The organism is Streptomyces xantholiticus, assembly GCF_014651015.1.
GTDB lineage: Bacteria > Actinomycetota > Actinomycetes > Streptomycetales > Streptomycetaceae > Streptomyces > Streptomyces xantholiticus.
The window spans coordinates 25,953-38,658 of sequence record NZ_BMWB01000017.1 but is presented as its reverse complement, the minus strand read 5'-3'; the positions used below and the strand labels follow the sequence as shown (position 1 = coordinate 38,658).

The window sequence follows — 12,706 nt, the reverse complement described above, 5'->3', positions numbered from 1 at the left end:
CGACCCGTCCCCGTTTCCGGAGCGCCTGGTCCTGGGTGTGCCCGCCCGGCCGGCTCCGAAGAACCGTCATGAGACTGGAGTTCCGTAAATGTCCAAAGCACCCTCGAACGGGCGGAAGTTGTTCAACGGCATCGAGGCCTCGGGGACGTTTCCGGTCGAGTACCGCTTCTCCCACGCGAAGAGCGGCAACCGCCACCTCGTCGTGGTGTTCGCCAATTTCTCGGCGCCCGAGGACTACGGATGGTCCAACGGCGTCTTCGACAACGTACGCGCCAACATCCTGTGGATCCGCGACCGCTTCGACGGGATGAACGCCTATTACCTGTGCCGGAACATGGACTTCGGTCTGGCGGACTCGGTGCAGATGCTCATCGCCAACTTCGTGCGGGCGCTGCGGCTGACGCCCGACCAGGTCACCCTGTGGGGCGGATCCAAGGGCGGCAGTGCGGCCCTGTACTTCGGACTGACCTACGGCTACCGGAACATCGTGGCCATCGTCCCCCAGTTCCTCATCGGCGACGCCCTGGAGAAGCGGCACCCGAAGGTCTCCGCCTATATGCTCGGCGAAGGGACGCCGGCGCACAACGCACGGATCCTGGACGCGCTCATTCCCGATCTGGTGCGGAGCCAGGCGAACCGCGGCGCCAACATCTACCTGCTCTCCTCCCCGCAGGACGAGCACTACGCCGTGCAGGTGGAGCCGTTCCTCGGCATCTTCCAGGGTTACGAGAACTTCAACTACCTGCACAGCGAATCGCCGACGATCACCGGCCATGCCACGGCGACGAGGCGAAACGTGCCGGCGCTGGTCGGTCTGCTCAACCTGCTGGCCGACGGTTACGCCCCGCGTCTTGGATTCGCGCGCCACGCCCAGGAGGAGTTCGACCGCGACCAGTCGGCCGTCGACGCCTACCTCGGCGCCACAGCGAAGGTCCAGAGCGCCGCCGCGTTCCCGCCCCCGGTGGTCACGACCCCGGGCTTCAACAGTGAGGTTCCCGTCACCGGCCTCCGCTTCACGGGGCAGGCGCCCGGGGCGGTGCGGGTGAGCATGTGGGAGAACGGCAAGTTCCTGGCTTCTCCGCAGGTCGCCCCGGACGGCGCCTGGTTCTGGGAGCCGGAGAAGCCGCTGGCTCGGGGCAAGCATCTGGTCAAGATCTTCGCGGTGGCTCCGGCCGGCTTCCATTCGGCCCGGGTGGAGGTTCCCTTCACGGTGTCGGACCGGGTCGAGGTTTCCTACACGGCCGTGGAGGGGGCCCCCGGCCACGGCGCACCGCCGGCCGCCGTAGGGGCCGTGCATCCCGGTCACTTGCTCCGGCCGCCGGTCGTCTCGGCGCCCGGCCCCCAGCAGCAGGTGGCGACGGCGGTCGCATTCCACGGGCTCGCGCCGGGCGCGGCGCAGGTCCGCTTCCGTGGGAACGGCGGGCTCCTGGGCGCGGTCGTGGTCGCGCCGGACGGGAGCTGGGGCTGGGATCCGGGCTGGCCGTGGCCGGAGGGGCCGCACCTGGTCGAGGTCGTCGCGGTGGACGCGCACGGCATGGAGTCCCCGCCCACGCCGGCCGCCTTCACCGTCATGAACGCATCCGCGCCGACCGGATACTTCACGCCGGGGTACTGACGACCGACCGCCGCCGATTCCGAACTACTCACGAGTGGAAGCCGCACATGTCCAAAGCAGCGTCGAAGGGGCGCGACATCATCACCGGGATCGACACGTCCGGTGCGTATCCCGTCGAGTACCGGTTCGCCCACGCGAAGAAGGGCAACCGCCATCTGACGGTGGTGTTCGCCAACCTTGCCGCTCCGGACGACTACGGCTGGTCGACCGGTGTCCTCGACGACCTGCGGTCGAACATCCTCTGGATCCGTGACCGTTTCGAGGGCGGGCTCACCTACTACCTGTGCAAGGAGATGGACTTCGGCGTCGAGAGGTCCGTGATCGACCTCATCACCAGGGTGATGAGGTCCCTCGACCTGACGCCGAACGACGTCACCCTGTGGGGCAGTTCGAAGGGCGGCAGCGCCGCCCTCTACTTCGGGCTGCGGTACGGGTTCCGGAACATCGTGGCCTGTGTTCCCCAGTTCCTCATCGGCACCTTCGTACGGGAGGTCTATCCGAACGTCGGCCGGAGCGTGCTGGGCGAGGGTCTCGCGGAGCAGGACGTGCGGGTCCTCGACGCGGTCATCCCCGATCTGCTGAGGGCGGGCGCGAACCAGGAGGCCAACATCTACCTGGTCTCGTCTCCGCAGGACGAGCAGTACCCGACCCAGGTCGAGCCCTTCCTGGGGATGCTGCAGCGGTACCCCAACTTCAACTTCGTCTTCAGCGAGTCCCCGTTCATCACGGAGCACACCAAGGTGACCGTGCGGAACGTTCCGCCCCTCCTCGCGATCGGCTACCTGCTGGTCGACGGAATCGCGCCGCGCATCGGCACGATCCGCAACGGCTACGAGGAGCCCGACCGGGACACATCGGCCATCGACGCCTTCCTCGCCTCCACCGCGAAGGTGAAGGCGACGGACGCCTTCCCGCCCCCGGTGGTCACCGTTCCGGCGGCAGGCGGCATGGTGCCGCTCGCCGGTTCGCGCTTCACCGGGTACGCCCCGGGGGCGGTTCGGGTGAGCCTGTGGGAGAAGGGCAAGTTCCTGGGTTCGCCGAGCGTGGCCCCGGACGGCACCTGGGCCTGGGAGCCCGCCAAGCCGTGGGCCGGCGGGGAGCATCGCGTCAAGATCTTCGCGGTGGACCCGGCCGGCTTCCACTCGCCGACGAGGGAGGTCCCCTTCACAGCGGCGGACGGGGCCGCCGCGGCTACGAGTGCGGTTCCCGCCGGCGCCGTGTCCGGTGCGCCGGCACCGGTGCGCGGCCCGGTCCCCGCCGCACAGGGCGTGCTGCCGCCGGTCGTCTCGAGCCCGGGCCCGCGGCAGCAGGTGGCGGGGACGACGGTCGCCTTCCACGGCGTCGCCGCGGGCGCGGTGCAGGTCCGGTTCCAGCAGAACGGCGCGCTGCTGGGGATGAGCGGGGTCCGGCCGGACGGGAGCTGGGGCTGGGATCCGGGCTGGCCGTGGCCGGAGGGGCCGCACCTGGTCGAGGTCGTCGCGGTTACCGCGCACGGCATGGAGTCCCCGCCGGCCCCGGCCGCTTTCACCGTCATGAACGCGTCCGCACCGGCCGGGTACTTCGCCCCGCGGAACTGAACTCCGTCGTCGATTCCGAACTACTCACGAGTGGAAGCCACACATGCCCAAAGCAGCGTCGAAGGGTCGCGAGCTGATCCAGGGGATCGACACCTCCGGTGCGTATCCCGTCGAGTACCGGTTCGCCCACGCGAAGGGCGGGAACCGGCATCTCGTCGTCGTGTTCGCCAACTTCGCGGCCACCGACGACTACGGCTGGTCCAACGGCGTCCTCGACCCGGTGCGGGCCAACATCCTCTGGATTCGCGACAGGTTCCACGGCAGTAACAGCTACTACCTGTGCAAGGAGATGGACTTCGGCCTGGAGCAGTCCGTGGCCGCTGTCATCACCAAGGTGATGAAGGCCCTGGACCTGACACCGGACGACGTCACGATGTGGGGAGGTTCGAAGGGCGGGAGTGCGGCGCTCTTCTTCGGCCTGCGGTACGGGTTCCGCAACATCGTCTCCCTGGTGCCCCAGTTCCTCATCGGCACCTACGTGAGCAAGAGGAACCCCAGGGTCGCCCGGTTCATGCTGGGCGAGGGGGTGCCGGAGGAGAACGTACGGATCGTCGACGCGATCATTCCCGACCTCGTGCGGTCGGGCGTCAGCCGGACGACCAACGTCTATCTGCTCTCCTCTCCGCAGGACGAGCAGTATCCGGAACAGGTCGAGCCGTTCGTGGGGCTCTTCCAGGGATACGACAACTTCAACTTCATCTACAGCGAATCCCCCTTCATCACCGGCCACACCCAGGTCACCAGGCGCAACGTCCCCTTCCTCATGGGACTCGTGAACATGCTCGCCGACGGACTCCCCCCGCGACTCGGCCTGGTGCGCAACGGCTACGAGGAGCCGGACCGTGACACGTCGGCCATCGACGCCTACCTGTCCGCCAACTCCCGGGGCAAGGGCACCGACATCGCGCCGCCCGTGGTCGCGCACCCGGCGCTCCATGCCCAACTCCCCAGGGACGACGTGTACTTCAGCGGGACCGCCGAGGGTGCCGTACGGGTGAGCCTGTGGGAACACGGCAAGTTCCTGGGATCACCCTCCGTGGCGCCGGACGGCACCTGGTCCTGGAAGCTCAGCAAGCCGTGGAGCAAGGGCAAACACCTGGTGAAGTGCATCGCGTGGGACGCGGCCGGAGGCCACACGAAGGGCGTCGAGGTCCCGTTCACCACGGTCGACGCGGCGGCGGCCGTCACCGCGCCCGGGATGCCGGGGCCGGCCGTGCCCCAGGGCATCGCGCCCGCCATGTCCGGGGCGCCACTGGGGGCACCGGTGGTCCAGGCCCCCGGCTCGTACCAGCAGGTCATGGGAGCCGTCGTACAGTTCACCGGCTTCGCCGGCGGGGCCGCACGGGTGGGGTTCAGAGCGGGCGGCACGCTCCTCGGCGTGAGCCCGGTCGCCGCCGACGGACGGTGGACGTGGGACTCCGGCTGGCCCTGGCAGGAGGGCGTGCACAACGTGGAGGTGTTCGCCGTGGACGCCGTGGGGACCGAATCACCGGCGGCCGTCGTGCCCTTCGAGGTGCTGTCCGCAGCCGGGGCCTCGCGGTTCGCCCACTGACCCACCACGGGGCGCGGTGCCCCATGGGGCATGGAAGAAGGGCCCCCGCTCGAGCGGGGGCCCTTCTTCCATTGCCGGTGTCTACGCGGGAAGGCTCGCCACGCCCGGTGCCAGGAACGGCTTGCCGTTCACGCGCTGGGAGACGCCCTCGCGGTCCAGGTACGGCGTGATGCCGCCCAGGTGGAAGGGCCAGCCGGCGCCGGTGATCAGGCAGAGGTCGATGTCCTGGGCCTCGGCCACGACACCCTCTTCGAGCATCAGGCCGATCTCCTGCGCAACGGCGTCCAGGACGCGGTCGCGGACCTGCTCCTCGGTCAGGACCGTGTCGCCCTGCTTGAGGAGGGCGGCGACCTCCGGGTCCAGCTCGGGCTTGCCCGAGTCGTAGACGTAGAAGCCGCGCTTGCCGGCCTTGACGACCGCGGCCAGGTTCTCGGAGACCTTGAAGCGCTCCGGGAAGGCGCGGTTCAGGGTCTCGGAGACGTGGAGGCCGATGGCCGGGCCGACGAGCTCCAGCAGGACCAGCGGCGACATCGGCAGGCCGAGCGGCTCGATGGCCTTCTCGGCGGTGGCGACCGGGGTGCCCTCGTCGATGACGTTCTGGATCTCGCCCATGAAGCGGGTCAGGATGCGGTTCACGACGAACGCCGGGGCGTCCTTGGTGAGGACCGCGGTCTTCTTCAGCTTCTTGGCGACACCGAACGCGGTGGCCAGCGAGGCGTCGTCCGTCTTCTCGCCCCGCACGATCTCCAACAGGGGGAGGACGGCGACCGGGTTGAAGAAGTGGAAGCCGACCACGCGCTCGGGGTGCTTGAGCTTGGCGGCCATCTCCGAGACCGACAGCGAGGAGGTGTTGGTGGCGAGGATCGCGTGTGCCGGGGCGACCGCCTCGACCTCGGCGAACACCTTCTGCTTGACGCCCATCTCCTCGAACACGGCCTCGATGATGAAGTCCGCGTCCGCGAAGCCCTCGGCCTTGTCGAGCACACCGGTCACCAGGGCCTTGAGGCGGTTGGCCTTGTCCTGGTTGATGCGGCCCTTGCCGAGCAGCTTGTCGATCTCGGCGTGGACGTAGCCCACGCCCTTGTCGACACGCTCCTGGTCGATGTCGGTCAGCACGACCGGCACCTCGAGGCGGCGCAGGAACAGCAGCGCCAGCTGGGAGGCCATCAGACCGGCGCCCACGACGCCGACCTTGGTGACCGGGCGGGCCAGCTTCTTGTCCGGCGCGCCGGCCGGGCGCTTGGCGCGCTTCTGCACGAGGTTGAAGGCGTAGATACCGCTGCGCAGTTCGCCGCCCATGATCAGGTCGGCCAGCGCCTGGTCCTCGGCGTCGAAGCCCTTCTGCAGGTCGCCGTCCTTCGCGGCCTCGATGATGTCGAGGGCGCGGTACGCGGCCGGGGCCGCGCCGTGCACCTTGGAGTCGGCGACGAACCGGCCGCGGGCGACGGCCTGGTCCCAGGCCTCGCCGCGGTCGACGTCGGCACGCTCGACGACGGTCTCGCCCTTGAGGACGGACGCCGTCCAGAGCAGGGACTGCTCGAGGAAGTCGGCGCCCTCGAAGATCGCGTCGGCGATGCCGAGCTCGAAGACCTGGCTGCCGCCCAGCTGCTTGTTCTGGCTGAGCGAGTTCTCGATGATCACCGAGACGGCGCGGTCCGCACCGATCAGGTTCGGCAGGATCGTGCAGCCGCCCCAGCCAGGGACCAGACCGAGGAAGACCTCGGGCAGCGAGAAGGCCGGGATCGCCTTGGAGACGGTGCGGTAGGTGCAGTGCAGACCGATCTCGACGCCGCCGCCCATGGAGGCGCCGTTGTAGTACGCGAAGGTCGGCACGGCCAGGCCGGAAAGACGCTTGAAGACGTCGTGGCCGCCCTTGCCGATCGCGAGCGCGTCGGAGTGCTGCTTCAGCAGTTCGACGCCCTTGAGGTCGGCGCCGACCGCGAAGATGAACGGCTTGCCGGTGACACCGACAGCGACGATGGCGCCCTCGGACGCCTCCTTCTCGACCTGGTCGACGGCGGCGTTGAGGTTCGCCAGCGACTGCGGGCCGATGGTGGTCGGCTTGGTGTGGTCCAGGCCGTTGTCCAGCGTGATGAGGGCGAAGCGCCCGGCGCCGCCGGGGAGGTCGAGGTGGCGCACGTGCGCCTGGGTGACGACCTCGTCCGGGAACAGCTCGGCCGCGCCCTTCAGGAGTTCAGCGGTGGTGCTCACTTGTCGCCTCCGGCGTCCTTGTGGTGCGGGTTCTCCCAGATGACCGTGGCGCCCATGCCGAAGCCGACGCACATGGTGGTCAGGCCGTAGCGGACCTCCGGCTGCCCCTCGAACTGGCGGGCCAGCTGCGTCATCAGACGCACACCGGAGGAGGCCAGCGGGTGACCGAACGCGATGGCGCCGCCGTACTGGTTGACGCGCGGGTCGTCGTCGGCGATGCCGTAGTGGTCGAGGAAGGCCAGGACCTGGACGGCGAATGCCTCGTTGATCTCGAAGAGGTTGATGTCCTCGATCGAGAGACCGGCCTTCGCGAGGGCCTTCTCGGTCGACGGGATGGGGCCGTAGCCCATCACCTCGGGCTCGACGCCGGCGAAGGCGTACGAGACGAGGCGCATCTTGACCGGGAGGCCGTTCTCGCGGGCGAACTCCTCGGAGGCGATGATCGAGGCGGTGGCGCCGTCGTTCAGGCCCGCGGCGTTGCCGGCGGTGACACGGCCGTGGACGCGGAACGGCGTCTTCAGACCGGCCAGGCTCTCCAGGGTCGTCCCCGGGCGCATCGGCTCGTCGGCGGTGACCAGGCCCCAGCCGGTCTCGCCGGCCTCCGGGTTGGTGCGGCGCACGGAGACCGGGACCAGGTCCTGCTGGATCTTGCCGTCGGCGTACGCCTTGGCGGCCTTCTCCTGCGAGCGCACGGCGTACTCGTCGGTGCGCTGCTTGGTGATGTGCGGGTACCGGTCGTGCAGGTTCTCTGCGGTCATGCCCATGAAGAGGGCCGACTCGTCGACGAGCTTCTCGCTGACGAAGCGCGGGTTCGGGTCGACGCCCTCACCCATCGGGTGGCGGCCCATGTGCTCGACACCGCCGGCGATGACGGCGTCGTACGCGCCGAAGGCGATGGAGCCGGCGACGCTCGTGACGGCGGTGAGCGCACCGGCGCACATGCGGTCGATCGAGTAGCCCGGCACGGACTGGGGCAGACCGGCGAGGATGCCGGCGGTACGGCCGAGGGTCAGACCCTGGTCACCGATCTGCGTGGTCGCGGCGATGGCGACCTCGTCGATCTTCTTGGGGTCGAGGGCCGGGTTGCGCCGCAGCAGCTCCCGGATGGCCTTCACGACGAGATCGTCGGCGCGGGTCTCGTGGTAGATGCCCTTCGGGCCCGCCTTGCCGAACGGGGTGCGGACGCCGTCAACGAAGACGACGTCCCTGACGGTACGAGGCACGATGGCTCTCCTCCAGGGTGCGGGGTGGCACTGCTGCGGCGCACATCGCTGAGCGTGCGCTTGCTTCCCTCATGCTACTTGCGGGTAACCGGGGTGCACAGTCCCGGGGGCGGGAGCGGTGAACGTCACACGTGGGTGGGGTGCGGGGTGACGCCCGCGGCGGGCATGTTCCCCGTCCCGCCCCTACCCGAAACCGGGGCAGGAGCCCGGACCGGTACCGCGCTCCGCGCCGTGTCGGGGTCGCCGGATGGCTGGATTTCGCTCCGCGAAATCACCCTCGCCGGCGCTTGGGGCACGGAGGTCCGGGGGCCGAGCCCCCGAAACACCGCGCGAAGCGCGGTACAGGGTCCGGGGGATGCCCGGTTTCGGGGGCGGGGCGGGCAGGGGAATGGCCCCGACCCTGAGCCCCGCCCGCGGCTACGCCGCGCCCGTGGACAGCGCGCGCGCCAGCAGTGGCGCGACCAGTTCGACCTGCCAGGGGCGGGCCGCCAGCTCCGTCAGGGCGTCGGAGACGGACCCCACCGTCACCTCGGACGGCGGCTCCCAGCAGACACGCCGCACCGTGTCCGGCGTGATCAGGTTCTCCTGGGGCATGTTCAGCTCCTCCGCCAGGTCGGAGACCGCCGCCCGCGCGGCGGAGAGGCGGGCCGCGGCGGCCGGGTCCTTGTCCGCCCAGGACCGCGGCGGCGGCGGGCCGTTCAGCGGCTGGCCGGGCTGGGGCAGCTCGGAGTCCGGCAGGGCCTTCGCCCGCTCGACCGCCGCCTGCCACTGCTCGAGCTGACGCCGGCCCATCCGTTGCCCGAACCCGGGCAGCGCGGTCAGCGCGTGCACGTTGGCGGGCAGCGCGAGCGCGGCCTCGATGATCGCGGCGTCGCCGAGCACCTTGCCGGGGGAGATGTCACGTCGTTGGGCGACCCGGTCGCGGACCGTCCACATCTCCCTTACGACGGCCATCTGGCGTCGGCGGCGCACCTTGTGCATCCCGGACGTGCGCCGCCAGGGGTCACGGCGCGGGGGCGGCGGCGGGGCGGCAGCGATCGCGTCGAACTCCTGGTGCGCCCACTCGAGCTTGCCCTGCCGGTCGAGGTCCTTCTCCAGCGCGTCGCGCAGATCGACCAGCAGCTCCACGTCGAGCGCCGCGTACCGCAGCCACGGCTCAGGCAGGGGGCGGGTGGACCAGTCGACGGCCGAGTGGCCCTTCTCCAGGGCGTAACCGAGGACGCTCTCGACCATGGCGCCGAGCCCGACCCGCGGGTGGCCGCCGAGCCGTCCGGCCAGCTCGGTGTCGAAGAGCCGGCTGGGAACCATGCCTATTTCGCGCAGGCACGGCAGGTCCTGGGTGGCGGCGTGCAGGATCCACTCGGCGTCGGCGAGCGCGTCGCCGAGCCCGGACAGGTCGGGGCAGCCGACGGGGTCGATGAGCGCGGTGCCGGCACCCTCGCGACGGAGCTGTACGAGGTACGCGCGCTGTCCGTACCGGTAGCCGGACGCGCGCTCGGCGTCGACGGCCACGGGACCGGTGCCGGCCGCGAAGGCGGCGATCACCCCGGCCAGGGCGTCCTCGTCGGCGACCACCGGCGGGATGCCTTCGCGGGGCTCCAGCAAAGGGATCGGCAACCCTGCGGCAGGGACGTCGTCGTCCGAGGGGGCGCCCCCGGTGGTTCGCAGTGCTGTCTCTGCTGCGGTCTCTTGGGCGTCGGTCACGTGTCAAGGGTATCTGTGAACGGAACGCGCCCGTCGACGGAACGTTCCGTCGACAGGCACGGAGAGATGTCACGTCATCAGTGGATGATTCCGGTGCGCAGCGCCACGGCAACCATGCCGGCGCGGTCCCCCGTTCCCAGCTTGCGTGCGATACGGGCCAGGTGGCTCTTGACGGTCAGTGCGGACAGGCCCATCGAGACGCCGATCGCCTTGTTGGACTGCCCCTCGGCGACGAGGCGCAGCACCTCGACCTCGCGTCCGGACAGCTCTCGGTAGCCGCCCGGGTGGCTCGGGGCACCCGGGGGGCGGCGGTGCATTCGATTGGCCGCGGCACCGATGGGGGAAGCGCCGGGGCGGGTGGGGTGGCCGATGTTGGTACGCGTGCCGGTGACCACGTACCCCTTGACGCCGCCGGCCAGCGCGTTGCGCACGGCGCCGATGTCGTCGGCGGCGGACAGCGCCAGCCCGTTGGGCCAGCCCGCCGCGCGGGTCTCGGACAGCAGGGTCAGCCCGGAACCGTCGGGCAGGTGGACGTCGGCAACGCAGATGTCGCGCGGGTTGCCGACGCGGGGACGAGCCTCCGCGATGGACGATGCCTCGATCACGTCACGTACTCCGAGTGCCCACAGGTGGCGGGTGACGGTGGAGCGGACGCGCGGGTCGGCCACGACGACCATGGCCGTCGGTTTGTTCGGGCGGTAGGCGACCAGGCTTGCGGGCTGCTCGAGAAGAACGGACACCAGGCCTCCTGGAAAGGTGCGGGACGGCGCCGGCTCGGGGATGAAGCCGGGGCGAACCGTGCAGTTAGGTCATTGACCTCTTCGGCAGCGAACCCGTCCGCCTTTAGGGAATGATCACGATTTGGTGAGTAATAATTGGGGCAATTCGGACAGGCGATCGATCATCCTACGAGCGAACCGTTCAAGTGCGTCCTTCCTGTGCACGGCCGCGTCAGTGTCCCCTGCCACGGCCGCCCCCAAATCAGGCCTGCTGCGGGCCGCGGCGCTGCGGAAGGTTCACCACGCCCGTCGCGTTGTCGGCCTGACCGGCCGGCGACGGGGGCAGCCCGGCGACCTGGCAGAGCAGATCGCACCAGGCCACGAGGTGTGCGGCGGTGTCCGGTGCACCGCCGGGACCCTCCCGGGGGGTCCATGACGCACGGATCTCGATCTGCGTCGCCGGACGGCGCTCTGCGAGTCCACCGAAATAGTGAGACCCCGCGCGGGTGACGGTGCCGCTCGGCTCCCCGTACGACAGTCCGCGCGCCTCCAGCGCGCCCGTCAGCCACGACCAGCACACCTCGGGCAGCAGCGGATCGGCCGCCATCTCCGGCTCCAGCTCCGCGCGCACCAGTGTCACCAGCCGGAAGGTGCCGTGCCACGCGTCGTGGCCGGCGGGCTCGTGCAGCAGTACGAGACGCCCGTCCGCGAGGTCGTCCTCGCCCTCGACGACCGCCGCCTCCAGCGCGTAGGCGTGCGGTGCGAGCCGCTGCGGGGGCCGCGTCGGATCGATCTCGATCTCCGGCCGCAGCCGGGCCGACCGCAGAGCCTCGACCGCCTGACGGAACGCAGACGGGACGGCGCCCGGTTCGGCACCCGCTTCCGCGCTCCCCTTGTCGTCAGCGCTGTTGGAATGATCGGAAAAGTGTCCCTGAGCCGCAGCCATGCGGGGAAGAGTAGGCGGAACGGGAGCTTCGCGCAGGGAGGGACACCCACGCCGGGGCGGGCACTTCCCGCGCGCATGCGAAGATTCAGTGCGTGAGCGCCAACCACAGCCCCGCGGGCCACCAGACGACGACGTACGACTCCGCTTTTCTGAAGGCGTGCCGCCGTGAGCCGGTGCCGCACACGCCGGTCTGGTTCATGCGTCAGGCGGGCCGCTCACTGCCCGAGTACATGAAGGTGCGCGAGGGCATCCCGATGCTCGAGTCCTGCATGCGGCCCGAGCTCGTCACGGAGATCACGCTGCAGCCGGTACGGCGGCACAAGGTCGACGCCGCGATCTTCTTCAGCGACATCGTGGTGCCGCTGAAGGCGATCGGTGTCGACCTCGACATCAAGCCGGGTGTCGGCCCGGTGATCGCGGAGCCGATCCGTACGCGCGCGGACCTCGCCCGGCTGCGGGACCTGACGCCGGACGACGTCCCGTATGTCACCGAGGCGTTCGGAATGCTCACCGGTGAACTGGGAGCCACCCCGCTGATCGGCTTCGCGGGCGCGCCGTTCACCCTCGCCAGCTATCTCGTGGAGGGCGGCCCCTCGCGCAACCACGAGAACACCAAGGCCCTGATGTACGGCGACCCGCAGCTGTGGGCCGACCTGCTGGACCGCCTCGCGGAGATCACCTCCGCCTTCCTGAAGGTCCAGATCGAGGCGGGCGCATCGGCCGTGCAGCTCTTCGACTCGTGGGTCGGCGCCCTCGCCCCCGCCGACTACCGGCGCTCGGTGATGCCGGCCTCGGCGAAGGTCTTCGAGTCGGTCGCGGCGTACGGCGTCCCGCGGATCCACTTCGGGGTCGGTACGGGCGAGCTGCTGGGACTCATGGGAGAGGCGGGCGCGGACGTGGTCGGCGTCGACTGGCGCGTCCCCCTCGACGAGGCCGCACGCCGGGTCGGCCCCGGCAAGGCGCTCCAGGGGAACCTGGACCCGGCGGTCCTCTTCTCCTCGCCGGAGGCGGTGCGCGAGAAGACCCGCGAAGTGCTGGACGCGGCGGCGGGGCTGGAGGGGCACATCTTCAACCTGGGGCACGGGGTGCTGCCGACGACGGACCCGGACGCGTTGACGCGGCTGGTGGCGGACGTGCACGAGGCGACCGCGCGGTAGGC

General features: G+C 70.4%; 9 protein-coding genes. 4 read left to right on the top strand and 5 right to left on the bottom strand.

The features are described 5' to 3' along the window. Positions 1-88 precede the first annotated feature (88 nt). From IE198_RS23030 to IE198_RS23020, 3 genes are read left to right on the top strand one after another with little or no spacing between them, the layout of a single operon-like run. Positions 89-1,615 carry a hypothetical protein gene (locus IE198_RS23030; RefSeq protein ID WP_189889616.1) on the top strand — a complete coding sequence of 509 codons (1,527 nt, stop codon included), beginning with the start codon at positions 89-91 and terminating at the stop codon, positions 1,613-1,615. A gap of 47 nt (positions 1,616-1,662) precedes the next feature. After that, positions 1,663-3,192, top strand: coding sequence for a hypothetical protein (locus IE198_RS23025; RefSeq protein WP_189889614.1), 1,530 nt, complete (start codon positions 1,663-1,665; stop codon positions 3,190-3,192). Positions 3,193-3,235: 43 nt separating this feature from the next. Further along, a complete protein-coding gene (locus IE198_RS23020) occupies positions 3,236-4,744 on the top strand; it encodes a hypothetical protein (RefSeq protein ID WP_189889612.1) in 1,509 nt (502 codons plus the stop codon). 81 nt (positions 4,745-4,825) lie between these two features. Here the strand turns inward: IE198_RS23020 and IE198_RS23015 are convergent, their stop codons facing one another. The 5 genes from IE198_RS23015 to IE198_RS22995 all read right to left on the bottom strand — a co-directional run bounded on the left by IE198_RS23015 (position 4,826) and on the right by IE198_RS22995 (position 11,547). Further along, positions 4,826-6,955, bottom strand: a complete 2,130-nt coding sequence (locus tag IE198_RS23015; RefSeq protein WP_189889610.1) for a 3-hydroxyacyl-CoA dehydrogenase NAD-binding domain-containing protein — start codon at positions 6,953-6,955, stop codon at positions 4,826-4,828. Beyond that, on the bottom strand, positions 6,952-8,178 hold the full coding sequence (locus tag IE198_RS23010) for a thiolase family protein (RefSeq protein ID WP_189889608.1): 1,227 nt from the start codon (positions 8,176-8,178) through the stop codon (positions 6,952-6,954). Before IE198_RS23010 ends, IE198_RS23015 begins: the two co-directional genes overlap by 4 nt. A 417-nt stretch (positions 8,179-8,595) precedes the next feature. Then, entirely contained in the window at positions 8,596-9,882 is a 1,287-nt protein-coding gene (locus IE198_RS23005) for an HRDC domain-containing protein (protein ID WP_189889606.1), read from the bottom strand. A 77-nt stretch (positions 9,883-9,959) separates the two neighbouring features. Continuing rightward, positions 9,960-10,622, bottom strand: a complete 663-nt coding sequence (locus IE198_RS23000; protein WP_100109794.1) for a helix-turn-helix transcriptional regulator — start codon at positions 10,620-10,622, stop codon at positions 9,960-9,962. 241 nt (positions 10,623-10,863) lie between these two features. After that, the gene (locus IE198_RS22995; RefSeq protein ID WP_189889604.1) at positions 10,864-11,547 is read right to left on the bottom strand and encodes a DUF3000 domain-containing protein; all 684 of its coding nucleotides are present in this window, start codon (positions 11,545-11,547) and stop codon (positions 10,864-10,866) included. Positions 11,548-11,639: 92 nt separating this feature from the next. Between IE198_RS22995 and hemE the strand changes: the two genes are divergently transcribed. Beyond that, positions 11,640-12,704, top strand: coding sequence for a uroporphyrinogen decarboxylase (gene hemE / locus IE198_RS22990; RefSeq protein WP_189889602.1), 1,065 nt, complete (start codon positions 11,640-11,642; stop codon positions 12,702-12,704). The last annotated feature ends 2 nt before the right edge of the window (positions 12,705-12,706 follow it).